Annotated in this window: 25 protein-coding genes and 1 pseudogene; 18 read left to right on the forward strand and 8 right to left on the reverse strand. The window is 65.0% G+C overall.

The features are described from left to right. Nucleotides 1–90 precede the first annotated feature (90 nt). Complete coding sequence (locus DUGA2_RS16775; protein WP_070270475.1) at nt 91–1,170, forward strand: lysophospholipase; 1,080 nt, start codon at nt 91–93, stop codon at nt 1,168–1,170. A gap of 120 nt (nt 1,171–1,290) precedes the next feature. Next, nucleotides 1,291–3,054 carry a methyl-accepting chemotaxis protein gene (locus DUGA2_RS16780; RefSeq protein ID WP_070270477.1) on the forward strand — a complete coding sequence of 588 codons (1,764 nt, stop codon included), beginning with the start codon at nt 1,291–1,293 and terminating at the stop codon, nt 3,052–3,054. Here DUGA2_RS16780 and hemW read toward each other — a convergent pair. Together hemW and rdgB are read right to left on the reverse strand one after the other, a co-directional pair. After that, nucleotides 3,051–4,310 (reverse strand): radical SAM family heme chaperone HemW, encoded by a 1,260-nt coding sequence (gene hemW, locus DUGA2_RS16785; RefSeq protein WP_070270478.1) that lies wholly within the window; start codon nt 4,308–4,310, stop codon nt 3,051–3,053. The genes DUGA2_RS16780 and hemW overlap by 4 nt on opposite strands. Beyond that, nucleotides 4,307–4,891 (reverse strand): RdgB/HAM1 family non-canonical purine NTP pyrophosphatase, encoded by a 585-nt coding sequence (gene rdgB / locus DUGA2_RS16790; protein WP_070270546.1) that lies wholly within the window; start codon nt 4,889–4,891, stop codon nt 4,307–4,309. The genes hemW and rdgB overlap by 4 nt, the downstream gene beginning before the upstream one ends. A gap of 236 nt (nt 4,892–5,127) precedes the next feature. Between rdgB and DUGA2_RS16795 the strand changes: the two genes are divergently transcribed. Next, nucleotides 5,128–5,715 carry a hypothetical protein gene (locus DUGA2_RS16795; protein WP_070270480.1) on the forward strand — a complete coding sequence of 196 codons (588 nt, stop codon included), beginning with the start codon at nt 5,128–5,130 and terminating at the stop codon, nt 5,713–5,715. Nucleotides 5,716–5,722: 7 nt separating this feature from the next. Here the strand turns inward: DUGA2_RS16795 and rph are convergent, their stop codons facing one another. Genes rph through DUGA2_RS16810 form a run of 3 tightly spaced genes read right to left on the reverse strand, consistent with a single transcriptional unit; the run spans nt 5,723 to nt 8,490 of the window. Next, nucleotides 5,723–6,451 carry a ribonuclease PH gene (rph, locus tag DUGA2_RS16800; protein ID WP_070270481.1) on the reverse strand — a complete coding sequence of 243 codons (729 nt, stop codon included), beginning with the start codon at nt 6,449–6,451 and terminating at the stop codon, nt 5,723–5,725. A 23-nt stretch (nt 6,452–6,474) separates the two neighbouring features. Then, nucleotides 6,475–7,455: a PP2C family serine/threonine-protein phosphatase gene (locus tag DUGA2_RS16805; RefSeq protein WP_070270483.1), complete on the reverse strand. Its 981-nt coding sequence runs from the start codon at nt 7,453–7,455 to the stop codon at nt 6,475–6,477. An 18-nt stretch (nt 7,456–7,473) separates the two neighbouring features. Beyond that, nucleotides 7,474–8,490 (reverse strand): serine/threonine-protein kinase, encoded by a 1,017-nt coding sequence (locus DUGA2_RS16810; protein WP_070270484.1) that lies wholly within the window; start codon nt 8,488–8,490, stop codon nt 7,474–7,476. 88 nt (nt 8,491–8,578) lie between these two features. On the opposite strand from DUGA2_RS16810, the gene DUGA2_RS16815 reads away from it, so the two are divergent. Continuing rightward, nucleotides 8,579–9,469, forward strand: coding sequence for a YicC/YloC family endoribonuclease (locus tag DUGA2_RS16815; RefSeq protein WP_008451298.1), 891 nt, complete (start codon nt 8,579–8,581; stop codon nt 9,467–9,469). Nucleotides 9,470–9,528: 59 nt separating this feature from the next. Here DUGA2_RS16815 and DUGA2_RS16820 read toward each other — a convergent pair whose 3' ends face one another. After that, nucleotides 9,529–9,816, reverse strand: a complete 288-nt coding sequence (locus DUGA2_RS16820; RefSeq protein ID WP_070270486.1) for a putative quinol monooxygenase — start codon at nt 9,814–9,816, stop codon at nt 9,529–9,531. A gap of 111 nt (nt 9,817–9,927) precedes the next feature. Between DUGA2_RS16820 and DUGA2_RS16825 the strand changes: the two genes are divergently transcribed. From DUGA2_RS16825 to DUGA2_RS16840, 4 genes are all read left to right on the forward strand, one after another. After that, nucleotides 9,928–10,671 carry a DUF72 domain-containing protein gene (locus tag DUGA2_RS16825; RefSeq protein ID WP_070270488.1) on the forward strand — a complete coding sequence of 248 codons (744 nt, stop codon included), beginning with the start codon at nt 9,928–9,930 and terminating at the stop codon, nt 10,669–10,671. An 83-nt stretch (nt 10,672–10,754) separates the two neighbouring features. After that, complete coding sequence (gene gmk, locus DUGA2_RS16830) at nt 10,755–11,393, forward strand: guanylate kinase (RefSeq protein ID WP_070270491.1); 639 nt, start codon at nt 10,755–10,757, stop codon at nt 11,391–11,393. A gap of 24 nt (nt 11,394–11,417) precedes the next feature. After that, nucleotides 11,418–11,621: a DNA-directed RNA polymerase subunit omega gene (rpoZ, locus tag DUGA2_RS16835; protein ID WP_008451304.1), complete on the forward strand. Its 204-nt coding sequence runs from the start codon at nt 11,418–11,420 to the stop codon at nt 11,619–11,621. 109 nt (nt 11,622–11,730) lie between these two features. After that, nucleotides 11,731–14,064, forward strand: a complete 2,334-nt coding sequence (locus tag DUGA2_RS16840) for a bifunctional (p)ppGpp synthetase/guanosine-3',5'-bis(diphosphate) 3'-pyrophosphohydrolase (protein ID WP_008451305.1) — start codon at nt 11,731–11,733, stop codon at nt 14,062–14,064. Nucleotides 14,065–14,165: 101 nt separating this feature from the next. Here the strand turns inward: DUGA2_RS16840 and DUGA2_RS16845 are convergent, their stop codons facing one another. Next, nucleotides 14,166–15,029 (reverse strand): hypothetical protein, encoded by an 864-nt coding sequence (locus tag DUGA2_RS16845; protein WP_229214705.1) that lies wholly within the window; start codon nt 15,027–15,029, stop codon nt 14,166–14,168. 13 nt (nt 15,030–15,042) lie between these two features. Continuing rightward, nucleotides 15,043–15,609, reverse strand: a complete 567-nt coding sequence (gene greB / locus DUGA2_RS16850; RefSeq protein ID WP_070270499.1) for a transcription elongation factor GreB — start codon at nt 15,607–15,609, stop codon at nt 15,043–15,045. A 115-nt stretch (nt 15,610–15,724) separates the two neighbouring features. On the opposite strand from greB, the gene DUGA2_RS16855 reads away from it, so the two are divergent. From DUGA2_RS16855 to DUGA2_RS16900, 10 genes and pseudogenes are all read left to right on the forward strand, one after another. Continuing rightward, on the forward strand, nt 15,725–16,294 hold the full coding sequence (locus DUGA2_RS16855; protein ID WP_070270501.1) for a hypothetical protein: 570 nt from the start codon (nt 15,725–15,727) through the stop codon (nt 16,292–16,294). Between the two features lie 36 nt (nt 16,295–16,330). Beyond that, complete coding sequence (locus tag DUGA2_RS16860; RefSeq protein ID WP_070270502.1) at nt 16,331–17,515, forward strand: sensor histidine kinase; 1,185 nt, start codon at nt 16,331–16,333, stop codon at nt 17,513–17,515. A gap of 23 nt (nt 17,516–17,538) precedes the next feature. Continuing rightward, entirely contained in the window at nt 17,539–18,186 is a 648-nt protein-coding gene (locus DUGA2_RS16865) for a response regulator transcription factor (protein WP_008451315.1), read from the forward strand. A gap of 151 nt (nt 18,187–18,337) precedes the next feature. Continuing rightward, the gene (locus DUGA2_RS16870; protein WP_070270504.1) at nt 18,338–19,918 is read left to right on the forward strand and encodes a GGDEF domain-containing protein; all 1,581 of its coding nucleotides are present in this window, start codon (nt 18,338–18,340) and stop codon (nt 19,916–19,918) included. A 295-nt stretch (nt 19,919–20,213) separates the two neighbouring features. Beyond that, nucleotides 20,214–21,797: a flagellin gene (locus DUGA2_RS16875; RefSeq protein WP_070270507.1), complete on the forward strand. Its 1,584-nt coding sequence runs from the start codon at nt 20,214–20,216 to the stop codon at nt 21,795–21,797. A gap of 90 nt (nt 21,798–21,887) precedes the next feature. Beyond that, nucleotides 21,888–22,277 (forward strand): flagellar protein FlaG, encoded by a 390-nt coding sequence (locus DUGA2_RS16880; RefSeq protein WP_070270509.1) that lies wholly within the window; start codon nt 21,888–21,890, stop codon nt 22,275–22,277. A gap of 244 nt (nt 22,278–22,521) precedes the next feature. Continuing rightward, a complete protein-coding gene (gene fliD / locus DUGA2_RS16885) occupies nt 22,522–25,212 on the forward strand; it encodes a flagellar filament capping protein FliD (RefSeq protein ID WP_070270511.1) in 2,691 nt (896 codons plus the stop codon). Nucleotides 25,213–25,240: 28 nt separating this feature from the next. Next, complete coding sequence (gene fliS / locus DUGA2_RS16890) at nt 25,241–25,675, forward strand: flagellar export chaperone FliS (RefSeq protein WP_070270513.1); 435 nt, start codon at nt 25,241–25,243, stop codon at nt 25,673–25,675. 3 nt (nt 25,676–25,678) lie between these two features. Next, a complete protein-coding gene (locus DUGA2_RS16895) occupies nt 25,679–26,008 on the forward strand; it encodes a flagellar protein FliT (RefSeq protein WP_070270515.1) in 330 nt (109 codons plus the stop codon). A 14-nt stretch (nt 26,009–26,022) separates the two neighbouring features. Continuing rightward, nucleotides 26,023–26,454 (forward strand): annotated as a pseudogene (locus tag DUGA2_RS16900) (flagellar hook-length control protein FliK); the annotation flags it as partial.

The following is a 26,454-nucleotide window of genomic DNA, read 5'->3' on the forward strand; positions in this document are numbered from 1 at the left end:
CAGCCGAGTTCGTGTCCGAATGTCAGACTTGACCCCGACTTGCTACGGCCGAGTTCGTGTCCGAATGTCAGACTTGACCCCCGACTTGAAATGACTGCTCCGATCACCATCCGCCTGGGCGCGCGCGCCCGGCAGCGTATTGCCGCCGAGGGCGTGCGGGCGGCCGATGTCGCCATCGTGCCGGCCGCCGCCGGCGGCCCCAAGGGCCTGATCCTGCACGGCCTCGATTGCTGGATGTTCGGCGGCTGGCTGCAGGCCGCGCCGCGCCGGCGCCGCCTGGTCGGCGCCTCCATCGGCGCCTGGCGCATGGCCGCCTCCACCTTCGACGACCCGGTCGCCGCCCACCAACGCCTGGCCCGCCTGTACGCCGCCCAGCGCTACCCCGCCAAGGTGACGCCCGCCTACGTCAGCCAGACCTGCCGCGCCCTGCTCGACGAACTGCTCGACGGCCGCGCCGCCGAAGCAGTCGGCCATCCCGACCACCACCTGTCGGTGCTGACGGTGCGCGGCGTCGGCCCGCTGGGCCGCACCGGCGGCCGACGCTGGCGCGAGATGGCCGGCTTCCTGCGCGCGGCCGCCAGCAACGCCGTCGCCCGCCGCCATCTGGCCGCATCGATGGAACGCGTGGTGTTCCACCACGCAGCCGACGACGCCGGCTGGCTGCGCCAACCCTTCGACGCCTTCGCCGCCCACTTCGTCGGCCTGGACCCGGCCAACCTGCGCGACGCCCTGCTGGCCTCGGGCTCTATCCCGCTGGTGCTCGACGCCGTCTCCGCCATCGCCGGCGCCCCGGACGGCGCCTACTGGGACGGCGGCCTGATCGACTACCACCTGCACCTGCCCTACCAGCGCGATCCTGGCCTGGTGCTGTATCCGCACTTCAGCGACTACATCGTGCCCGGCTGGCTGGACAAGGCCATGCCCTGGCGCCGCGCCGGCGGCGGCGATCCGGCGCTGGACAATGTGATCCTGGTGTCGCCGTCGCCCGCCTTCGTCGCCAGCCTGCCCAACGGCAAGCTGCCCGACCGCCGCGACTTCAAGTTCTACGGCCAGGACCACGCCGCCCGCACCCGCGACTGGACCCGCGCCATCGCCGAAAGCGAACGCCTGGCCGAGGCCTTCGCCCGCTGGTGCGAGCGGCCCGACCTGGGCCAGGCCGCCGCCTTCTGATTGTTTCAAAAAAGCAACGGGATCATCCGAAGTTGCATGACCGCCGGCCGGCGGCAGGCGCATACTTAGGTCCTGCAAGCCGTGCCTTCCGGCACGGCCAGCCGCCTCCGGAGTGACATCATGAACTTTCTGGCTCATCTGCGCATCGGCACCCGCCTCGCCGTCGGCTTCGCCATCGTCCTGCTGCTGGCCATCTTCGCCACCTCGGTGGCGCTGTACAACGCCCGCGCCAACGCCGAGGCCACCCGCCACATGATGGAAAAACCGCTGGCCAAGGAGCGCCTGGCCTCCGACTGGTACGTGCTGATCTACTCGGCCGTGGCGCGCACCGCGCTGATCGCCCGCAGCAGCGACGATACGCTGTCGACCACCTTCGCCGACGTCATCGCCGACAGCACCAAGCGCGGCGGCGAACTGATAGGCAAACTCAAGGAGCTGCTGGTCAGCGACGAGGAAAAGGCCGTGTTCGACGCCTCCGCGGCGCTGCGCGCCACCTACCAGAAGGCCAAGACCGACATCATGAACGCCAAGAAGGCCGGCAGCGCCGAGGAGGCGGAAAAACTGTACAAGGATGTCTTCATGCCGGCGGCCACGGCTTACCAGAACAAGGTGCAGGCGCTGCTGACCTTGCAGCGCAAGGCCATCGACGACACCGCCCATGCGATCGACGCCGCCAACGACCGCAGCAACATGCTGCTGATGGTGCTGGCGGCGCTGATGGTGTCGATAGGCTCGCTGGCGGCGTGGGTGATCTCGCGCTCGATCACGGTGCCGCTGAAGTCGGCGGTGGACATCGCCGCCACCGTCGCCAACGGCGACCTGACCACCCGCTTCGACGCCGAGACCACCAAGTGCGAGATCGGCGACCTGATGACCGCCCTGAAGGGCATGAACGATGCGCTGCGCAACGTGGTCAGCCAGGTGCAGAGCGGCACCACCACCATCGCCACCGCGTCCAACGAGATCGCCGCCGGCAATATGGACCTGTCGTCGCGCACCGAGGAACAGGCCAGCTCGCTGGAGGAAACCGCGTCGTCGATGGAGGAGCTGACCTCCACCGTCAAGCAGAACGCCGAGAACGCCAAGCAGGCCAACCAGCTGGCCCAGGCCGCGTCCGACGTGGCCGAACGCGGCGGCACCATCGTCGGCCAGGTGGTCGACACCATGGGGTCGATCAACACCTCGGCGCGCAAGATCGTCGACATCATCGGCGTCATCGACGGCATCGCTTTCCAGACCAACATCCTGGCGCTGAACGCGGCGGTGGAAGCGGCGCGCGCCGGCGAACAGGGGCGCGGCTTCGCGGTGGTGGCTTCCGAAGTGCGCAACCTGGCGCAGCGTTCGGCGGCGGCGGCCAAGGAGATCAAGGAGTTGATCGGCAATTCGGTCGAGCAGGTCGACATCGGCGCCAGGCTGGTGCAGCAGGCCGGCACCACCATGGGCGACGTGGTGGCCAGCGTGCGCCGCGTTACCGACATCATGGGCGAGATCACCTCGGCCAGCAGCGAGCAAAGCCTGGGCATCGACCAGATCAACATCGCCATCGGCCAGATGGACGAGGTGACGCAGCAGAATGCAGCCCTGGTGGAACAGTCGGCGGCGGCCGCGGCCAGCATGCAGGAACAGGCAGCGCGCCTGGCCGATGTGGCTTCGTCGTTCAGGCTCGGGGACGAGGTGCGGCAACCGGCGCTGGCCGCGCCGGCGCGATCGGCCCCTGCCCCTGCCCCGGGAAAGGCGGCGGCGTTGCCGCCGGCACGCCCTGCCCGTCCGGCCTCCGCGCCGGCCCTGCGCAATGCGGCGCCGGCAACGGCGGCGCCGGCTGCCTCGCGGTCGGCCAGCAAGCCGGCCACCGTCGGCGGCGACAAGGACTGGGAAGAGTTCTAACCCTTCAGGAACATCTGCTGCAGGTCGTTGAGGAAGCGCTGGCCCAGCTCGGTCGGCTTGATCAGCTTGTAGTCGCGGTAGAGCAGGCCCTTGGCTTCGGCCGCGTTCAACTGCTGCTCGATGGCGTTCAGGCTTAAGCCCGTGCGCTCGCTGAACAGGTTGGGATCGAAGCCGCCGTGCAGGCGCAGCGTGTTGAGCATGAACTCGAAGCCCATGTCGTCGCGCCCGATCTCGTACTCGTCCTGCACCGGCGCGCCCAGGCGCACCTGCTCCATATACGCCTTGGGCTGCTTGTAGCGCGCCTGGCGCAGTATGCGGTGCGGGAACGACAGCTTGGAGTGCGCGCCGGCGCCGATGCCGAGGTAGTCGCCGAATTCCCAGTAGTTCAGGTTGTGGCGCGCGCGCCGGCCCTCCTTCGCATAGGCCGACACCTCGTACTGGCCGTAGCCGTTGGCGGCGGTCAGCTCGGCGATCAGGTCCTGCATGTCGGCGCTGGCGTCGTCGTCCGGCAGCGCCGGCGGGTACTTGGCGAACAGCGTGTTCGGCTCCATCGTCAGGTGGTACAGCGACAGGTGCGGCGGCTGGAAAGCCATCGCGGTCTCGACGTCGTGGCGCGCTTCCTCCAGCGTCTGCGACGGCAGCGCGTACATCAGGTCGAGGTTGAAGTTGTCGAAGTTGGCCTGCGCGATTTCCACCGCGCGCCTGGCTTCATTGTCGTCATGGATGCGGCCCAGGGCCTTCAGGTGGCGGCTGTTGAAACTCTGGATGCCGATCGACAGGCGGTTGATGCCGCTGGCGCGGTAGGACTTGAACTTCTCGGCCTCGAAGGTGCCGGGATTGGCTTCCATCGTGATCTCGCAGTCGCTGTCGAGCGGCAGCAGCGTGCGCACGTCCGACAGCAGGCGGTCCAGCCCTGCGGCCGACATCAGGCTGGGCGTGCCGCCGCCGATGAATATCGTATAAATCTTTCTGCCCCAGATCAGCGGCAGCGCCATTTCCAGGTCGGTGCGCAGCGCGTCCAGGTATTCCTGTTCGGGGAAGGCGTGGCCGTCCCTGGCCTCGTGCGAGTTGAAGTCGCAGTAGGGGCACTTCTTCACGCACCACGGGAAGTGGATGTACAGCGACAGCGGCGGCAGCGCCTGCAGGTTCAGCGAACCGGCCTGCAGGTATTTGGCGGCGACGCCGGCCGCTTCGCTGATGTCGGTGGCCGGCTTGGCTGCCTTGCTGGTGGCGCCGACGATTTTAATCGGGATCATTTCAGTTTCTCTACCAGCGCGCGCAGGGCCTGGCCGCGGTGCGACAAGGCGTTCTTTTCATCGGCCGTCAGTTCGGCGGCGCATTTGCCCAGCGCCGGCACGTAGAAGTGCGGGTCGTAGCCGAAGCCGCCGTTGCCGCGCGGGGTGGCGATCATTTCGCCGTTCCAGCGACCGTCGGCGATGACCGGCTGCGGGTCGTCGGCGTGGCGCACGAACACCAGCACGCAGTAGTAGTACGCGGACTTGTCGGCGTGGGCGGCAAGGTCGGCGATCATTTTCTCGTTGTTGCGGGCGTCCGATTTCGGTTCGCCGGCGTAGCGCGCCGAGTACACGCCAGGGGCGCCGCCCAGGGCGTTGACGCAGACGCCGGAATCGTCGGCCAGCGCCGGCAAGCCGGTCAGGCGCGAGGCGTGGCGGGCTTTTTGCAGGGCGTTTTCAACGAAGGTGTGGAACGGCTCGTCGGCCTCGGGTACGTCGTACTCGCCCTGGGCGTGGACGGAAAAGCCCACGGTGGACAGCAGTTCGTTGAATTCCTTGAGTTTGCCGGCGTTGTTCGAGGCGAGGATCAGGCGTTGGGTCATGGTGTAGGGCTGCATGTGGCGGTGAAGCCGACATTGTAAACCTTTTGCCCGCAACCCAGCCGGCCCCGGCCGGGAGGACATGCATGCCCCCTCCCCCCGCACGGCCCTTGGGGCATCGCTACTCGTTTGCTTGTCTCGTTCTGTCTCGTTTCGTCCTGTTTGAACTTTGTGCAGTGCAGCGGGTCTAACGAGACAGAACGAGACAAAACAGGACACAACAATGAAGGAGAACGAGTATGAATGCCCTAAGCATCGGCGCCGTGCCACCAGCCGCATATACCGAACTGCTTGATTATTTGCGTCAAAGCGGCAGCACCTTATCGCCTGCCGAGGCGATCGTCAGCGCGCTCAAACAGTGGATCGCGGCCGGCCGCACTCTGGCCGCCCCGGTGCGCGGCTATCAATGGAAATGCCTGTTCCTGCCGGAAGCCACGCGCGTACGCATGAAATACCGCGACGATTACCATCACGCCGAGGTAGTGGGTGACGAATTGATCTTTCGTGGCGAAGCGGTATCGCCGCGCCGGATGACGATGGAAATTGCAGGGGATGGCCGCAACGCCTGGCGCGACCTGTGGGTACGTCTGCCCGGAGAGCGCGACTGGGCAAACGCGGCGCTGCTGCGCGCCAGGCTGGAGCGGCAAGCAGCCTTGCCGCAGCCCACGCCGGCCACGGCGATGAGCGCCGCCGTCAAAACGATGAGCGACGCCTTGAACGCCGCCCTGATGTTGATTGAGCACGTAGACCATCAAACCAAGACCATGTCCGAGCGCCGCCTGCCGAAACATCGGCGCGCCGACGACACGCTGACCGACGACCACTAACCCGGCATTACAAGCCCAGCGCCTGCTTCTGCAGCTTGATCAGGTCGGCGATGCCGCCCTGGGCCAGGTCCAGCAGGCGGTTCATGCCGGCGCGGTCGAAGGCGGCGCCTTCGGCCGTGCCCTGCACTTCGATGAAGTGGCCGGCGTCGTTCATCACCACGTTCATGTCGGTGTCGCAGCCGGAATCCTCGATATAGTCCAGGTCCAGCACCGGCATGCCCTGATACACGCCGACCGAAATCGCCGCCACGAAGCTCTTCAGCGGAATCGCCGGCACCGCGCCGCGCGCCACCAGCTTGGAAAACGCATCGTAGGCCGCCACCATCGCGCCGGTGATGGACGCCGTGCGGGTGCCGCCGTCGGCCTGGATCACGTCGCAGTCGAGGTGCAAGGTGCGCTCGCCGAACGCTTCCAGGTCGAACGCCGCGCGCAGCGAACGGCCGATCAGGCGCTGGATCTCCTGCGTGCGGCCGGACTGCTTGCCGCGCGCCGCCTCGCGGTCCATGCGGGTGTGGGTCGAGCGCGGCAGCATGCCGTATTCGGCCGTCATCCAGCCCTGGCCCTTGCCCTTCAGGAAGCCCGGCACCTTGTCTTCGATGCTGGCGGTGCAGATCACCTTGGTGTCGCCGCATTCGATCAGCACCGAGCCTTCGGCGTGCTTGGTGTAGTCGCGGGTCAGGCGCAGGGTGCGCAGCGCATCGACGGCGCGGCCGCTCGGGCGGGATTCAAACGTCATAAACAGTATTCCTTATTTCAGGGTTATTTCAGGATTTGGGAGGATTTTTCGATGGCGCCGCGGATCTCGGCGATGGCCTTCTCGATTTCATCGTCGTCGAAGGCGTCGATGGCGTCGGCTTGCGGCGCCGGCGCGGCGGCCTGCCCCGGCACCGGCGCGCTGTTGATCGTGGTGCTGTGCAAGCCCTGCGGCAGCGCTTCGGTCGACACCACGGTCGACAGTTCGGCCGCCGCGAGCGTGCTGGCGCCCACGCCGTCGACCAGGGAGCTGCCCTGCCACATGATGGCCAGCGCCGTGACGTTGTCGCTGGCGCTGCCGGCCGCGGCCAGCGCCGCCTGCAGCAGGTCCGGCACGGCGCGCACCACGGTCTGGCTGTGCAGGCGCCGCACCATGTCGTCGTCCGGCAGCATAGACCACAAGCCGTCGGAGCACAACAGCATCAGGTCGCCCGGCAGCATGCCGGCGCCGGCCGAGATCTCCACTTTCGGCGGGCTGTCGGCGCCGAGGCAGTTGTACAGCTTGTTGCGGTCGGGATGGGTGGCGCGCTCGGACGGCCGCGCCAGGCCCTTGGCGATCAGGCTTTCCACGTGCGAGTGGTCGCGCGTGCGCGCCAGCACCTGGCCGTCGCGCATCCAGTACAGGCGCGAGTCGCCGCAGTGGGCCCAGGTCGCCGTGTTGTGCTGGATCAGGCAGGCGACGATGGTGGTGCGCGGCGTCTCCGCCAGGCCGTGCTCGGCGCGGTACTGGTGGATGTCGCGGTGCGCCGTCAGCAGCGCCTCTTCCAGGAAGCGCTGCGGCTTTTTCACGTAGGGCGTGGCCTGCTGCTGGAACAGCGCGGAAATCGATTGCAGGGCGACGGCGGCGGCGATCTCGCCGCGCAGGTGGCCGCCCATGCCGTCGGCCAGCACCAGCAGCAGCGCGTCGCGGGTGAAGCTGTAGCCCATGCGGTCCTGATTGACCTTGCGGCCGCCGATGTGGCTTTCCTGATACACGGAGAATTGCATGGGTAAGCCTTTTGTCAGTTAAATCAGCGTGTCGGGGCCGGCCTTGGCCCTGGCTTTGCCGCGGCCGCCCAGCCGGCCGACCAGGCCGCGCAGGCCGTCGCCCAGCCGGTCGATCACGCCCTGCGGCGCCGGCGGCGGCGTCGGCGCGGCGGCCGGCGCGGCCTGCAGCACCTTCTGCAGCGCGAACAGGCTTTGCGGGCGTTCCAGCGGGTCCAGCTCCAGGCACCAGCGCACCATGGCGACCAGCTCCGGCGTGTACTGGCCGGCCAGCTTGTCGTAGTGGCCGGCCATTTTATCCTCATTCTTGCGCTGGTCGGCCGGCTGTGGCGGCGAGCCGACCATGCAGGCGAACATAGCCGCGCCGATGCTGTAGACGTCCGACCACGGCCCCAGGCCGCCGGTCTTGGCGTACAGCTCGGGCGGGGCGAAACCGGGAGTGTACATCGGCGTCAGCGTCGGCATGTCGTTGTTGACGGTCTGGCGGGCGGCGCCGAAGTCCAGCAGCATCGGCGTGCCGTCGGTGCGCAGGTAGATATTGGCCGGCTTCAGGTCCAGGTGCAGCAGCTTGTTGGCGTGCACCTCGCGCAGGCCCTTGAGCACCTGCAGGAAGATGGTGCGGATGAAGGCCTCGCCCACTTTGCTGCCCTTGCCGCGCTGGCGTTGTATGTGTTCTTGCAAGGAATGGCCCGATTCGTAGGCCATCACCATGTAGACGGTGTCGTTGGCGCGGAAGAAATTGAGCACGCTTACAACATTCGGATGGGAGATGCGGGCCAGCGCCCGGCCCTCCTCGAAGAAGCACTTGAGGCCGATGCGGAACACCGGCAGGTGCGCTTTCGCGATGGCCGGCACCAGTTCGCCCTGCTGGCGCAGGGCCAGGGAACTGGGCAAATACTCCTTGATGGCCACCGCCACGCCGTCGCCGTCATACGCGAGGTAAACAATACTGAACCCACCGGACGCAATTTTCTTTACAATGCGATATCCAGCAATTTCCAGACCATCTGGTAACGGGGCGTTGTTTTGTGCAGCCATAGGATTCCTCGCCTCAACAACCGGATTGTGTGGATAAATCACTGTTTTGTAAAGATTAAATCGGGGACATCCATTGAGCATTTCCAGCATGACGGGCTACGCGGTCGCCACCAGTGAAAGTGCGGCGGGAACACTGACTATCGAAATCAAGAGTGTCAACTCGCGGTTTTTAGATTTGCAGTTTCGAATAAACGACGATTTACGCGCGCTGGAACCCGATTTGCGCTCGGCAATCATGGCGGCTATCACCCGCGGCAAGGTGGAATTGCGCCTGAGCTTTGGCCGCAAGGCCGCCACCGCCGGTTCGCAGGCGCTGAACCTGCCGCTTTTGACCGAATTACAACGCTTGCAGGCGGAAGTGAGCGGCCATTTCCCGGCCGCGTCCACCATGTCGGTGGCCGAGCTGCTGCGCTGGCCCGGCGTGATCGAGGAAGCCCAGATCGGCCAGGAATCGCTGCAGGCCGACGTCGCCGCGCTGACCGCGCGCACGGTGCAGGCCTTCGTCGTCAGCCGCCAGCGCGAAGGCGCGGCGCTGGAAGCGATGCTGACCTCGCGCATCGAGGCGATGGAAGTGATCGTCAAGCGCATCACGCCGCTGATCCCGCAGGTGGTGGCGGCGTTCCAGCAAAAAGCCGTCGAGCGCATGCAGGACGCGCTGGGGCTGGCCTGCCAGGGCTCGAATTCGGCGCTGTCGCGCCAGGACGCGCTCGAGCGCATCCGCCAGGAAGTGATCCTGTATGGCATCCGCATCGACGTGGCCGAAGAGCTGGGCCGCCTGTCGGCCCACCTGACCGAGACCCGCCACATCCTGAAAAAAGGCGGCCAGGTCGGCAAGCGCCTGGACTTCATGATGCAGGAACTGAACCGCGAAGCCAACACGCTGGGCGCCAAGGCTTCGGTCAAGGAACTGGCCGACGCCTCGATGGAACTCAAGCTGCTGATCGAACAGATGCGCGAACAGGTGCAGAACCTGGAGTAAGCGGCACACAAAGGGAGCTTCGGCTCCCTTGTTTTTTGGCGCCGGTGCTCGATCCGTGACTACAGCAGCTGGTTCAGCTTGAGGATCTGGATATCGGCCAGGCCGTCGATGGTCTTGACCAGTTCCAGGAAATGCGGCGTGGCGAGATGGCGTTGGTGCGCCTCGGCGTCGCGCCAGGCTTCGACGATGACGTAGCGGCCCGGATGCTCCAGGTCGATATGCGGATCGTAGCGGGTGCAGCCGTCCTCGGCCCGCGTCGGCGGCACGATGCGCTCCACCGCGGCCTTGATCACGGCTTCATGGCCAGGCTTGGCGCTCAGGGTGGCGATGACGATCAGTTCTTGCATGGGGACTCCTGTAGTGGACGAGCACCCCAAATAGGGACGATTAGCAAATCAGCAAGCCCCCTCGCTAAAAATCCCGCTATCATCGGCGCATCGGCTTACGAGGAGATGCGCATGGCACAAGTCAGGGTGGGCATAGGCGGCTGGGATTTCGCGCCATGGCGCGAAACGTTTTATCCCAAAGGCGTGCCGCAAAAGAAGGCGCTGGAATACGCCAGCCGGCAAGTGAGCAGCATCGAAATCAACGGCACCTTCTACCGCACCGCCAAGCCCGAACACTTCGCCTCCTGGGCCGCGCAGACGCCGGACGACTTCGTGTTCTCGGTCAAGGCCAGCCGCTACGCCACCAACCGCAAGGTGCTGGCCGAGGCCGGCGAATCCATAGCACGCTTCATGGGCAGCGGCCTCGATGAACTGGGCGGCAAGCTCGGCCCCATCCTGTGGCAGCTGGCCGCCACCAAGCAGTTCGACCCCGACGACCTGCAAGCGTTCTTCCAGCTGCTGCCAACCAAACTCGGCACGCGCAAGCTGCGCCACGTGCTCGACGCCCGCCACCCCAGCTTCCTGTGCGACGACTTTTATAAGCTGGCGCGCAAGCACAAGATCGCCACCGTCGTCACCGACTCGCCCAAGTATCCGAACCTCACCGAGATCACCGGCGAGTTCGTCTACGCGCGCCTGATGAACGCCCGCAGCGAACTGGACACCGGCTACACCAAGGCCGAACTGAAACAGTGGGCCGCGCAAGCGCATCAATGGCAGCAAGGCGCCAAGTCCGGCGACGCCTACGTCTACTTCATCAACGGCGCCAAGGAACGCGCGCCGGCCGCCGCCCTGCACTTGCTCGCACTGCTGTAAATTGGATGCAACTGCTTGCTCTTGGTAAAATACGTCTTTGGGCGACGCAGTTGTTCGCCCGCTGACGTTTTCGAAAGAGAGACATGAGCTCAACCACCTCATTCGCAGGCAGCCTGTTCATGGTCGTCGCGCCTTCGGGCGCCGGCAAGTCCACGCTGGTCAACGCGCTGCTGGCGCAGGAACCGACCATCAAGCTGTCGATTTCCACCACCACCCGCGCGCCGCGTTCGGGCGAGACCCACGGCAAGGAATACTATTTCACCACCGCCGACGATTTCGTCAAGCGCGCCGACGCCGGCGAGTTCCTGGAGTGGGCCGAAGTGCACGGCAATTACTACGGCACTTCGCGCATCATGGTGGAAGAACAGATGAAGACCGGCACCGACATCCTGCTGGAAATCGACTGGCAGGGCGCGCGCCAGGTGAAGAAGCAGTTCCCGCAGGCGGCCGGCATTTTCATCCTGCCGCCGTCGATCGACGCGCTGGAGGAACGCCTGAAGAAACGCGCCACCGACGCGCCGCATGTGATCACGCGCCGGCTGCTGGCGGCGGGCGGCGAAATCGCCCACGCTCCCGAGTTCGAGTATGCTATCATCAACGAAGAATTTGCAGTCGCCCTGTCGGAACTGACGGCGATTGTCAGAGCGGCCCGTTGCCGGTTTGCGCAACAAGCGGCGCGCAACGCCTCGCTCTTTGCCCAATTGGGTATCCACGCTGAATAATTACACAAGATTTTAGGAGTTAAGATGGCCCGCATCACTATTGAAGATTGTTTGAAAACTATCCCTAACCGTTTCCAGCTGACGCTGGCCGCGACCTACCGCGCCCGCCAGCTGCTGCAAGGCCACACCCCGAAAGTGGAAGCCAAGGACAAGCCTACCGTCGTCGCCCTGCGTGAAATCGCCGCCGGCAAAGTCGGCCTGGAAATGTTGAAAAAGGTCCCAATGTAAGTTGGGCCCAGCGTTCCCGAACAATGTGAATGGTGCGGTTTAGCAGTAGTATGGGATATCCGTATCACATATCCGATTTCACATTCTCATCTCGACGGAACGCAACCGTATGAATCTGATCCCTGCCGATCCGACACTGAGTGGCAAGCCCGCCCGGGCCAAACAGCCGGCCACCACGCCGGCTGAAGCCATGTCCGGCGCCGACGCAGGGGACAGCACCGCCTCCACCATCGCCTCATCCGCACCAGCTCCCGTCCCGCCTGTGATTTCTTCGTCGCCCCTGGCCACGCCCACCCTGACCGCCGGCGTCGCCTCCGTCACGCACCTGACTGAAAAACTGGCCGAGTACATGAACGCCGCCGACCTGAAAAAGGTCAAGGAAGCCTACCGCTTCTCGGATGAAATGCACCTGGGCCAGGTGCGCAAGTCGGGCGAGCCCTACATCTCGCATCCGATCGCCGTGGCCGAGATCTGCGCCGACTGGAAGCTCGACGCGCAAGCCATCATGGCGGCGCTGCTGCACGACGTGATGGAAGACCAGGACGTCAAGAAGGAAGAGCTGATCGAACGCTTCGGCGCGCCGGTCGCCAACCTGGTCGACGGCCTGTCCAAGCTGGAAAAAATCGAGTTCCAGAGCCAGATCGAAGCGCAGGCGGAAAACTTCCGCAAGATGCTGCTGGCCATGGCCTCCGACGTGCGCGTCATCCTGATCAAGCTGGCCGACCGCCTGCACAATATGCGCACCATGGAAGTGATGGCGCCGGCCAAGAAGGCGCGCATCTCCAGCGAGACCATGGAAGTGTATGTGCCGATCGCCCACCGCCTCGGCCTCAACAACATCTACCGCGAGCTGCAGGACCTGTCGTTCTCGCACCTGTATCCGCTGCGCTACCGCACGCTGGCCAAGGCCGTCAAGGCGGCGCGCGGCAACCGCCGCGAGGTGGTCAAGAAGATCCTGGAATCGGTCAAGAACACGCTGTCCATGGCCAGCATCGAAGCCGAGGTCTACGGCCGCGAAAAAACGCTGTACGGCATCTATAAAAAAATGCGCAGCAAGCACCTGTCGTTCTCGCAGGTGCTGGACGTGTACGGCTTCCGCGTGGTGGTCGACAGCTTCCCCAACTGCTACGTCGCGCTGGGCACGCTGCACTCGCTGTACAAGCCGATGCCGGGCAAGTTCAAGGACTACATCGCGATCCGCAAGCTCAACGGCTACCAGTCGCTGCACACCACCTTGATCGGCCCGTACGGCACGCCGGTGGAGTTCCAGATCCGCACCCAGGAAATGCACCGCACCGCCGAGTCGGGCGTGGCCGCGCACTGGCTGTACAAGAACGGCGAAGCCAATATGTCGGACCTGCAGCAGCGCACCCACGCGTGGCTGCAATCGCTGCTCGACATCCAGCAGCAGACCGGCGACTCGGCCGAATTCCTCGAACACGTCAAGGTCGACCTGTTCCCGGACTCGGTGTACGTGTTCACGCCGAAATCGAAGATCATCGCGCTGCCGCGCGGCGCCACGCCGATCGATTTCGCCTACTCGATCCACACCGGCATCGGCGACCACACGGTGTCGGTCAACATCAACAACGAACCGGCCTCGCTGCGCACCGAGCTGCGCAACGGCGACATCGTCGAAATCGTCACCGACGCCAACTCGCGGCCCAGCCCGACGTGGCTGTCGTTCGTGCGCACCGGCAAGGCGCGCTCGGCGATCCGCCACCACCTGCGCACCATCAACCTGCCGGAATCGATCACGCTGGGCGAGCAGCTGCTGTCGCAGGCGCTGTCGTCGCTGGGCATCAAGCCGGAGCTGGAAGAGCACCTGGCCGAACGGCTGCTCAACGAATCGAGCGCCAAGTCGCTCGACGAGCTGTATGCCGACATCGGCATCGGCAAGCGCATGGCGGCCTTGGTGGCGCGCCACATCTTCGGCCTGCGCGGCGGCGAATCGGCCAGCGCGCCGGTCGACCACAACAGCGCGGCCGAGCTGGACCCCGTCACCATCTGCGGCAGCGAAGGCGTGTCGGTGCAACTGGCGCCGTGCTGTTTGCCGATCCCGGGCGACTCCATCATCGGCCAGCTGCGCCGCGACCAGGGGCTGCTGGTGCACACCAACGATTGCACGCTGGCCAAGCGCCAGAAGGTCAAGGAACCGGACCGCTGGATCGCGGTCAAGTGGGGCACCGAGCTGAACCGCCGTTTCGACAGCCGCATCAAGCTGCTGATCAACAACGAGAAGGGCATCCTGGCGCGCGTGGCGGCCGAGATCGGCGAGTCCGACGCCAACATCACCTATGTCGGCATGGACGAGGACAAGGAACACGTGCTGCACCAGCTGCGCTTCACGATCCAGGTGAAGGACCGCGTGCACCTGGCGGGCCTGCTGCGCAACGTGCGCCGCGTGGCCGGCGTCAACCGCATCCTGCGCGAGCGCAGTTAACCGGGGGTCAGGTCTGACATTTGGACACGAACTGTGCTGTAGCGGCCGCTACAGCACAGTTCGTGTCCAAATGTCAGACCTGACCCCATGTTGTTTTCAGCCTACTTTTGCTCGAAGGGATCGTACCAATAGGCCTTGTTGGCCAGCGGCGTCTGCGGGGAGAGGAGTGGATTGTCCAGCCTGAACAGGCGGCGTTTGCGCAAGCCCGTCTTCTCGATCAGGCCGTCATAGAACTCGTGGAAGATCTGGTCGAAGCGCCCGTCGGCGACCAGCAGTTGCAGCCCGTACTCCAGCCGCTGCGCCAGCCTGGGCTGGGCGCCGACGAAGAAGTAGCGCGGCAGCGGTACGTAGATCGCCATGCTGCGCTCCAGCGCCAGCTGCGGGAAGCCCGCCGCATATTCGCCCTGCTCGAACAGCGCCTCGTCGATCGCGCGCGGAAAGTGCTGAAAACGGTGCGCCGCCAGCATGCGGTGCAAACCCGACGTGGTCGCCCCGGTCTGCACCGTGAAGCCGTTGCGCGCAAACACCACGGTCGAACTCCACTGCCGCCCCGCCCCCATGCTCATGGCCTTCAACTGCGCCAGCGTGCGCACAGCGGTGAAATCGGCCTGGTCGCGGCCGTCGATCAGCGAGATGCGGTAGCCCGACACGCCCTTGTCCACCGGAATGCGCACCGGGATCAGCTTCTGCTCCCACTCGGGCGACGTCACCTGCGCGCTCAGGTTGACGTCCTGCCCCTTCATCATCTCCAGCATCAGCCGGTCGCGCTGCACGCGCAGGGTCGAGATCTTGATGTCGTAGGCGCCGTACTTCGGGCTCGACGCATCCAGCGCAGCCACCAGCAGACGCCGGATATGGCTGTTATAGAAATCCGATTTGCTGGAGTTCAGGTCGATGATGTAGCTGTCCAGCGCCAGCGCGGACGCCTGCCAGCCCAGCAGCGCCAGCAGGCACAGCCCGCGCAATGACCGGCGGACGCTAGTCGGCAGACGGGGCCGGATAGCTCACCTCGAGGATTTCCAGCTCCTCCACGCCGTGCGGCGCCTGGAAGGTGATGACATCCCCTTCGCGCGCCTTGGTCAGCGCGCGCGCCACCGGCGCCACCCAGCTGATCTTGCCGTTCAGCGGATCGAGCTCGTCGATGCCGACAATGGTGATGGTGCGCGTTTCATCGAGCTGGTTGCAATAGGTGACGGTGGCGCCGAAGAACACCTGGTCGCTGCCGTGGTGCACGCTGGGATCGACGATGGCGGCCGAATCCATGCGCTTGGTCAGGAAGCGGATGCGGCGGTCGATCTCGCGCAGCCGGCGCTTGCCGTAGATGTAGTCGCCGTTTTCCGAACGGTCGCCGTTGGACGCGGCCCAGTGCACGATGCGCACCACTTCCGGCCGGTCGACGTCGATCAGCTGCAGCAGCTCATCCTTGATGCGCTGGTAGCCTTCCGGGCGGATATAGTTCTTCGACCCGGCCGGAATGGCCAGCGCCAGCGCGGCGGCTTCCTCGTCGTCGTCCTGGTCCGACTCTTTGACAAATGCTTTGTTCATGCGGGCTATTGTAACGGCTTCGTGCGCTGGCGGGGCTGTTGTGCACGTTCGGTGTTTTTCCCCGCGCCGGCGATGCTTTCACGTATCATGATAACGATAGAACAACGCTTCAACGATGAAACTATTCCACCGCTTCTGCCGCTCGCTGTTTGCCCCGCTGGTCTACCTGGCGGCGCTGCTGCTGTTGCTGGAGGACTGGCTGTGGGACATCGGCATGCGCGTGCTGCGCCGCCTGTCGTCGTGGCCGCCGCTGCACCGGCTGGAGGACTGGATCTGCTCGCTGGGGCCCTACGCCGCGCTGACGCTGTTCGTGCTGCCGGCCACGCTGCTGTTCCCGGTCAAGCTGCTGGCGCTGTGGGCGATGGCGCACGGCCACGCGCTGCTGGGCCTGCTGGTGATCCTGCTGGCCAAGCTAGCCGGAGCGGCGGCGGTGGCGCGCATCTTCCTGCTGACGCGGCCAGTGCTGATGACCATCGTCTGGTTCGCCCGGCTGCTGCACTGGTTCCTGGCGCTGAAGGAACGCTGGATAGCACGGCTGCGCGCCACCGCCGCCTGGCGCCGCGTCGACGCGCTGGCCAAGACGTGGCGCCACTGGCGCCAGCACGCGGTGCCGGCGCCGGGCAGCTGGACGGCGCGCTTCCGCCGCCTGCTGCGGCGCTTCCGCGCGCGCTGGCGCGCCCGCTGACGTGGTCAAATCAACCATATTATTTATAACATTATCATGAGCGCAGCTTCCCCTCCCCGCCCCGACAGCGCGGCCCTGGCCGCCGAACTGGAACAGGTGCGCGCGCGCTTCGACGCCATCGTCTCCAACACGCCGGGCCTGGTCTACCAGTTCGTGCTGCACGCCGACGGCGCCGTCTCCTTCCCCTATCTGAGCGACGGCTGCCAGGCGCTGCTGGGCCTGACGGCGGCCGAGCTGCACGCCCATCCCTCCCGCTTCCTCGAACTGATACTGCCGGACGACCGCAAGTCCTATCTGGACGCCATGCAAGCCTCGGCCGCCGCGCTGTGGAGCTGGAACTGGGAGGGCCGGATCTGGGTCGACGCCTGGAAGGACGTCAAGTGGATCAACCTGCGCTGCACGCCGCACGCGCTGGCCGGCGGCGCGGTGCGCTGGGACGGCATCATGACCAATATCAGCGACAGCAAGCAGGAGCAGCTGGAGGTGCGCCACTCGCGCGCCCGGCTGGCCGAGCTGAGCGCGCATGCCGAGCGCGTCAAGGAACAGGAGCGCACCCGCATCGCGCGCGAAATCCACGACGAGCTGGGCGGCAACCTGACGGCGATCAAGATGGCGCTCGCCATGCTGGCCGCGCGGCTCGACGAGATCGGCGACTACCCGGTGCTGCGCGAGAAAACCGACTACGTCGACGCCCTGGTCGACCGCACCATCGACGCCGTGCACCGCATTTCGCTGGACCTGCGGCCCGCCGTGCTGGACCTGGGCCTGGTCGAGGCGCTGGAGTGGCAGGTCAAGGAATTCGAGAAACAGGCGGGCATCGCCTGCACCTTCAACGCCAACCAGCGCGACGTCGAGCTTGACAACGAACAGGCGACGGCGCTGTTCCGCATCGCCCAGGAGGCGCTGACCAATATCGCCAAGCACGCCGGCGCCACGCGGGTCAGCGTCAAGCTGGCGCGGCTGCGGCACCACGTCAGCCTGAAAATCAGCGACAACGGCAGCGGCATCCGCCAGGCCGACCGCGCCAAGCCCGATTCCTTCGGCCTGCGCGGCATGGCCGAACGCGCGCGCGCGCTGGGCGGCACGCTCAGCCTGAGCCACGCGGCCGGCGGCGGCACCGTGGTGACGATCAAAATTAAACGCGAAACCGAGCGCGCGGCCCTCATCGCGGCCGCCGCCGGCGCTACAATAGCGGGTGAAAACATTTCTGCTGTGAAATAGTAAAAGATAGGATCAAGAGTCACATGTCAGAAAAAGCCATCATCAAGGTCTTCATCGCCGACGACCACGCCATCGTGCGGGAAGGCTTGAAACAAATCCTGGCCGAGACGCGCGACATCGTCGTCGCCGGCGAGGCGGAAAACGGCCTGGACGCCATCAAGCTGTTCCGCAAGTCGGACTGCCAGGTCATGCTGCTCGACATTTCCATGCCCGACCGCAGCGGCATCGAGGTGCTCAAGCAGATCAAGAAGGAAAAGCCGGAGCTGGCGGTGCTGATGCTGTCCATGCACCGCGAGGACCAGTACGCGATCCGCTCGCTGAAAGCCGGCGCGGCCGGCTATCTCACCAAGCAGAGCGCGCCGCGCGAGCTGGTGACGGCGATCCGCCAGGTCGCCGGCGGCCTCAAGTACATCAGCCCGGCGCTGGCGCAGGAACTGGCCAACCACGTCGGCGAGGACCACGAGGCGCCGCCGCACGACAGCCTGTCCGACCGCGAGTACCAGACGCTGACCATGATCGCCTCCGGCAAGACGGTGGGCATGATCGCCAAGGAACTGTCGCTGTCGGTCAAGACGGTCAGCGAATACCGGGCACGGCTGCTGGTCAAGATGAAGCTGAAAAATAGCGCGGAGCTGACCCATTACGCAATCAAGAACCAGTTGATAGAATAGGCACTGGACGGCGCGCGCACGCGGTTGCTGGAATGCTCAGGCTTAATGCCATGATGAAAGGTACCTTCCGGCCTTTTATCCGGGCTATGCCCAAGGCAACGCGCACTTATCATGGTAGGAATGAGTAAACCTTCAAGAGGCCGCGCGTAACATGTCCAGCAAACCCACCACTCCCGAGCAGAATCCGGCCGACATCGCACGCGAGGCGTTCAAGCGCCTGGCGGTGCGCCGCATAGCGCCGACGCCGGAGGCCTACCGCGACATCTACAACGAAATCGCCGGCGTCGCCGCCGAACCGGCCGCCGCGCCGATCGTCGCGGTCGATCCCGGCCCGGAATCGGTGCTGAGCCAGTTCGCCACCCGCCTGACCGAAAACACCGGCGACCTGGCCGACTTCGGCCGCCGCTTCAACCGCGCCGTCAAGTCGCGCGACTGGGAAGGCTATGCCAAGACCCTGTCGCAGCTGGTGGAAAAACACTTCATCAGCCGCAAGACCGGCATCGAAGTGGCCGGCCTGCCGGCCGAGGACGAGCAAAGCCGCACGCTGCGCGACCTGCTGAGCCGCACCCTGACCTTCGCGGTCGCCTCGCTGCTGTCCGGCGCCCCGGTGCTGGTGGCCGAGGCCGAATCGCTGGGCGCGGCCACCAAGCTGGCCCACAGCGAGGAGGCGCTGGCCGAGATCGCCCTGCGCCTGAAGCAGCTGTGCTACCAGATCGAGCTGCGCGGCGCCGACAGCGGCGAACAGCAGGAACTGCTGCTGCGCCTGTTCAAGCTGCTGCTGGAAAACGTCAGCGAGCTGCTCGACGACGACAGCTGGCTGCGCGGCCAGATCGAATCGGTGCAAAACCTGATCACCGGCCCGATCGACGTGCGCGCGCTGGAGGAAGCCACGCGCAGCCTGAAGGAAGTGATCTACAAGCAGGGCCAGCTCAAGCACAGCCTGTCGGACGTCAAGCTCACCGTCAAGAACATGATGATGACCTTTATCGACCGCCTCGGCCAAGTGGCGGCCTCGACCGGCGACTTCCACGAAAAGATCGGCGGCTATTCGGAAAAGATCAGCAAGGCCGACAATATCGCCGAGCTCAACACCATCCTCGACGAAGTGCTCAAGGAAACCCGCCTGGTGCAGAGCGAGGCCCTGAAGGCGCGCGACAAGATGGTGCTGGCGCGCCAGGAAGTGCAGGACGCCGAGAACCGCATCCACGCGCTGGAGGCCAAGCTGCAGCATTTGAGCGAGCTGGTGCGCGAAGACCAGCTGACCGGCAGCCTCAACCGCCGGGGCCTGGACGATGTGTTCGAGCGCGAGACCGCGCGCGCCGACCGCCGCGGCACGCCGCTGTGCATCGCCATCCTCGACCTCGACGATTTCAAAAAGCTCAACGACACCTACGGCCACATCGCCGGCGACGCCGCGCTCAAGCACCTGGTCAAGATCGTCAAGGACACGCTGCGCTCGATGGACGTGATCGCCCGCTTCGGCGGCGAGGAATTCCTGATCCTGATGCCGGAGACCTCGGTCGAGGCGGCGGCCAGCACCATGACCCGGCTGCAGCGCGAGCTGACCAAGCATTTCTTCCTGCACGATAACGAGAAGGTCTTGATCACCTTCTCGGCCGGGGTGGCGCTGCGCCGTCCGAACGAGGAGCAGACCGAGCTGGTCAAGCGGGCCGACAAGGCCATGTACACCGCCAAGCAGACCGGCAAGAACCGGGTGGTCGTGGCCGACTGAGCCGTTTTATTATCAAAACACTTACAGCCCGGCGCCCGCCGGGCTTTTTTTTGCCCCAAACAAAGAGCGAAATATAATTATTTTTGCCCTAAAGATTCCCCGAATGCGGTCGTTTAAACGGGCAAGCGTGTTGAACTTTAGGCCTGATGCAGAAAATTTCCCGCCTTTTTGCCCCTTAATTTTCCCACTGGGCAACCGTTACCGATTACAACAGCGGTTTGATTGTCTCGGAATGTGGAGGCAGACCAATGGGAACTGAGCATATCGCCGAATCGAAGTATTTTGGAGAAACATCATGGCACAAGTCATTAACACTAATATTGCATCGCTGAATTCGCAACGTAACCTGACCACCTCGCAAGCAAACCTGTCGACTTCGCTGCAACGCCTGTCCTCCGGTCTGCGTATTAACAGCGCCAAAGACGACGCCGCAGGTTTGGCCATTTCGGAACGCTTCACTTCGCAAATTCGCGGCAATACCCAGGCAGCACGTAACGCCAACGATGGCATCTCGCTGGCGCAAACGGCTGAGGGTGGCTTGAGCACCGCCGGTGACCTGCTGCAGCGTATCCGCGAACTGGCAGTCCAGTCCGCCAACGGCACCAATTCCGATTCCGACCGCAAGTCGATCCAGGGCGAGGTTTCGGCCCTGTCGCAAGAGCTGGACCGCGTGGCCAACACCACCCAGTTCAACGGCCAGAACGTGCTGGATGGTTCGCTCACCGCTGCCCAGTTCCAGGTCGGCGCCAACGCCAACCAGACCATCAATGTCGGCGTCCAGTCGGCCAAAGCCACCGACATCGGCAACAACACGCTCGATTCGGTGGTTGACGGTACCGCCAACAACACCGCTTCGGCGGTCTCCGGTGGCGCCAACCACATCACGACGGCGCAGAAACTGACGATCACTTCCGGCACTGGCACCACCACCAACGTCAACGTTGACATTGGCGAGAGCGCCAAGAAAATCGCCGCCGGCGTTAACGCGCTGAGCAGCTCGAGCGGCGTCAAGGCAACCGCCGTCACCACGGCCACCATCGCCGGCGGCGCGGCCGGCAATGCTGCCATCCCTGACGGTTCGGTCCAGTTCCAGCTGCGCGGCGACAACTCGGTGGAAAGCGACGCCAACTCGACGGCAGTCACCATCTCGGCCCAAGTCAAGGGCGGTGACTTGTCGGGACTGGCTCAGGCGATCAATGCGCAAGTCGGCACCACCGGCATCAGCGCCTCGATCCAGACCAACGCCACCAGCGGCTTCAAGGAAGTCAAACTGACCAATGCATCCGGTGCAGACATTCAGATCACGAACACCAACGTGGTCAGCGGCACCGGGGTTGACTCCTTGGCAGGATCGGCATTGCGTGGCGCAGACAAACCGGCCAGCGGTGCGACTGCCGCCATTCCTGGTAACGTCGTGGCAATCCCGACCGGCGCCGTCGGCGGCGGCGCAGCAACCCAAGTGACCGTGGGCGGCAGCCTGAGCTTCTCGTCGGATTCCGGCTTCACGGTGGCTTCCGACGTCGGCACCGACATCGTCAACGTCACCGCCGGTTCCAACCTGCAATCGGTCTCCAAGATCGACGTCAGCTCGGTGGCCGGTTCCAACGCCGCCCTGCTGACCATCGATTCGGCTCTGAACCAGATCAACAGCAACCGCGCTGCACTGGGTGCGATCCAGAACCGTTTCGCCTCGACCATCTCGAACCTGAACACGACGACGGAGAACTTGTCCGCTTCGCGTAGCCGGATTCAAGATACCGACTTCGCGTCGGAAACGGCCAACCTGACCCGCGGCCAGATCCTGCAACAAGCTGGTACCGCCATCTTGGCCCAGGCCAACTCGCTGCCGAACGGCGTGCTGTCGCTGCTGCGTGGCTAAAATCCGGGGCAGGGTTGACCCGATAAGGTCGCTCTGACTAGGTTCCCCGGTTGATTTATTCAACCGGGGATTTTTCACAAAGGAAGCATCATGACTATCGATACCATCGGCACGGCCACCCAGGCCCGCCCAGTAGACCGCCCGGCCACCGCCGCCGGCGGCGAAGTCGCCGCCCAGGGCGCCGCGCGCGCGCCGGCCACGGCCGTCGAAACCGCGGCCGCCGTCAAAGGCCCGGCCAACGTACCGACGCTGGAACAGGTCAACCAGGCCGTATCGCAGCTGAACAAGTCGTCGCAGGCCAAGTCGCAGGGCCTGGAGTTCTCGGTCGACAGCGACACCAAGCGCACCGTCGTCAAGGTGATCGACCAGACCACCAAGGAAGTGCTGCGCCAGATTCCATCGCCCGAAGCGCTGGAAATCGCCAAATCGCTGGAATCGAAATCCGGCGCCTCCGGCTTGCTGATCCAGCAAACCGCCTGAAGCGGCCGCGCTCGCGCGCGCCGCTTTTTCTGTCTTCATGGCATCCTGCAAGCAGGAATGCCGCCGCCGCGAATCTCACGGGCATGCCCGTTGCGCAGCCATACCGCCGCCCCGCCACGCCCTGCAGCGCCGACTGCTGCCCGTTTTTTCAGCTTTGCCTGAACTGGCAGGTATTCTCCCCTCTCAAGTCCGGTTTGATTCTGCCGATATTGTCTTATATTATTGCTTTACTTAGGAGCACATCGTGGGCATCTCTTCACCAGGCATAGGCTCTGGCATCAAAGTCGACGAGATCGTCAGCAAGCTGATGGCGGTTGAGTCCGCGCCGCTGGCCGATTACGACAAGAAGTCGGCCAGTTATCTGGCTAAGGTGTCTGCGTTCGGCAATTTATCCGGCGCGCTGGGCTCGTTTCAAAGCGCGCTGACAGGGCTGACCTCGGTATCCAGCTTTCAAACCTTGATCAGTACGCCCAGCGATTCTACGGTGATGACCGCCACCGCGAGCAGTACCGCGCAGCCAGGCAGCTACCGCGTCAACATCAGCCAGATCGCACAAGCGCAGACGCTGGCCTCGACCGGCTACAAGAGCACCACTGCCACCATCGGCCTGGGCGGCAAGACCACTATTAATTTTTCGCTCGGCACCACCAACGGCGGCACCTTCGGCATCGCCGGCACCCAGCTGGGCGCCAGCCTGTCCAGCGGCGGCCTGACGCCAGGTTCGCTGAGCATCAACAATACCGCGATCGCCACCGATGGCACCACCCGCAGCGCGCGCCTGCTGGCCGACGCCATCAACGCCAAGAGCACCACGACAGGTGTCTCGGCCAAGGCGTCCTCCACGCTGACCAGCGCCACCCTGTTCGGCGCCGCTGGCGCCTCGACTTTCGGCAATATCGACACCAGCGGCGGCGGCACGTATTCGCTGTCGGTCGGCGGTGTGGAAATCGCCACACAGGCCACCGGTGTGGCCGCCGGTGCCGCCGGGGGCATCACCGCCGCCTCGCTCGACGCCGCACTGGCGCCCAACACCGCCATCGGGCGCGCGCTGGCCGACGCCAACATCAAAGTTCTAGGCACGGCCGCCGGCGGCGACCTGCAATTCAAGAATGAAGACGGCAGCAACATCGCGATCGCCGAAGCGGTCAGCGGCAGCGTCACCGGCGGCATCGGCAACAGCGGCACCGCCAACATCGGGTCCAGCACGACGGCGGTGAGTTCCATCACGCTGGTGTCGACGGACGGCAGCCCGATCACCGTCGGCGGCACCGATCCCACCAAGGCCGGCTTTACCGCCGGCGTCGGTGGCGCCTACCTCGGCGCCAGCTTTGCGGCGGACTCCAGCCGCACCAGCGGCAACATCGTCATCGACAGCAGCAACAACACCTTGCAAGGCATCATGGCTGCCATCAACAAGGGCAACTTCGGCGTCACCGCCAGCATCGTCTCGGACGGTTCCAGCGGCACCAACGCCACCCCGAATCACTTGATCCTGACATCGTCCGCCACCGGCGCCAGTTCAACCATGAAGATCACCCTGGCCGGCTCCGGCGGCAACCCGCCGGATGACAAACTGGTTGAACTGCTGGGCTACGATCCGGGCGGCACCCAGAATCTGAGCCAGAAGGCAGCAGCAGCCGATACCAAGGCGACCGTCAACGGCATCGCCGTCACCAGCACCAGCACCAGCATCAGCGGCGCGATCAGCGGCATCACCATCAACGCCCTCAAGGTCGGCAGTTCATCGCTATCGGTAAGCAAGGACAGTGGTTCCTTGTCCACCTCCGTCAGCGGCTTCGTGAAGGCCTACAACGACTTGAGCGGCCAGATAGCGCAGCTGGGCGCCTACAATCCGGACACCAAGACCGGCGGCCCGCTGCTGGGCGATACGACGCTGCGCAATCTGCAAGCCTCGATCCGCCGCCAGCTGGGCACTTCGATCACCGGCTTGCAAGGCAGCAGCCTGACCAACCTGTCGCAGATCGGCATCTCGTTCCAGAAGGATGGCACGCTGACCCTGGACAACGCCAAGCTGCAAAAGGCCATCGCCAACAACTTCAACGACATCGCCAGCCTGTTCGCAGCGGTCGGCCACGGCAGCGATCCGGACGTCAAGTTCGTCAGTTCCGGCACCAACACCAAGGCCGGCGACTACGCGATCAACATCACCCAGCTGGCCACCCAGGGAACGCTGCAAGGCACCGCCGTATTGCCGACCGAAACGGTGATCGATACCGATACCACCTGGACCGTGACGCTGAACGACACCAAGCCGGCCACGCTGGCCAACACCGCCACCATTTCGCTGCCGGCCGGCAGCTACAATCCCAGCCAGTTAGCCACGCTGTTGCAATCGTCGATCAACGGCGTCAGCGCGTTTGCCAACGCTGGCGCCACCGTCACCGCCACCGTCGGCGACGATGGCAAGCTGAAGCTGGCCTCGACCAGCTACGGATCGAAATCGAACATCCATATCGCCACGGCGACCGGCACCGACATCTCGGCCGTGTTCGGCGCCGGCGCCTCGGTCGACGGCCTGGACGTGGCCGGCACCATAGGCGGCTATACCGCCACCGGCAGCGGCCAGACCCTGACCGGTTCGCCTGGCGCACCGGTCGATGGACTGAAGTTGACGATTACCGGCGACACCACCGGCGGGCGCGGCAGCTTCGGCTTCTCCCAGGGCTACGCCTACCAGCTCAACTCGCTGGCGGCCGGCTATCTGGGCGCCAACGGCGCGCTGACCAGCCGCACCACCGGCCTGAACAACTCGGTCAAGGATATCGCCAAGCAGAAGGACGCCTTCGCCTCCCGGCTGGGCGATATCGAAGCGCGCTACCGCGCACAGTACACGGCGCTCGACACCTCGATCGCCAGCATGAACACCACCGCGTCCTTCTTGGCGCAACAGTTCGCGGCGCTTGCCAAGCAATAACCGCTGACGCTTTAACAGGAGACAGAGTATGTTTGGATCTCGACAAACTGGCGTGCACGCCTATGCCAAGGTAGGCATGGAAACCGGCGTGGTCGCCGCCAGTCCCCACAAGCTGATCGTCATGCTGTTCGACGGCGCCATGGTGGCCTTGAACGCCGCGCTGAACGGCATGCGCAGCGGCGACATCGGCGAGAAGGGCAAATCGATCTCCAAAGCCATCATGATCATCGACAGCGGCCTGCGCGCCGCGCTCGACAAGAAAGCCGGCGGCGAAATCGCCGAAGGCCTGGACGCGCTGTACGAATACATGAGCGCGCGCCTGCTGACGGCCAACCTGACCAACGATCCAGCGATCCTGGAAGAAGTGCAGCGCCTGCTGACAGAGTTGCGCGACGCCTGGAATGCGATCGCCGACACCCCCGCCGCCACCGGCGTCCACCCGACCAATCTCGCGAGCGCCTGATTCATGATGACCAGCCAAGATATCTTATCCGTGTACGCCGCCATGGCCGACCTGACCGAACAGATGGTGCGGGCCGCCACGCACAGCGACTGGGACCAGCTGGTGCTGCTGGAACAGCGCTGCGCCGCCCACGTGCAGGCGCTGCGCGAGCAGGAGCCGGCGCAGCCGATGCAGGGCGCCGAGCGCGAACGCAAGATCAACCTGATCCGCCAGATGCTCAACGCCGACCGCCAGATCCGCGACCTGACCATGCCGTGGATGGCGCAACTGTCCAAACTGCTCAACTCGACCGACACTGAACGGCGCGTGCTCAACGCCTACGGCAGCGTCTAAAGCAGGGGCGCGCCATGCTGCCGCCAGCAGTCACCATCCTGCCGGTTGGCCCGGCTGCCGGCGCCGGCGCTGTCGCCCCGGTCGGCGACGGCCGCCAGGCGGCCTTCCAGCGCGCGCTGCAAAGCCTGGTCGGGCAATCGGTCACGGCCGAGGTGATGTCCAAGTTCAACGACGGCAGCTTCCTGGTCAAGGTGGCCGACAACGCGGTGCGCATGATGTTGCCGCCGGGAGTACAGGTCGGCGCCGAAGTGCCGCTGACCGTGCTCAGCGCCCAGCCCCGCCCCACTTTCCAGCTCGGCAACGGTCCTCCCGGCAGTTCGGCCACGCTGGTCTACAGCGAAACCGCCGACGCCGGCGACGGCCTGTACTCGCCCGCACTCCCCTCGCAAGACGCGCCGGCGACGCCGCCGGGCACGTCGCGCGCGCCCGCCGGCAACGCTGCGCCG

The organism is Duganella sp. HH101 (genome assembly GCF_001758795.1).
In the GTDB taxonomy this organism is placed as follows: domain Bacteria; phylum Pseudomonadota; class Gammaproteobacteria; order Burkholderiales; family Burkholderiaceae_D; genus Rugamonas; species Rugamonas rivuli.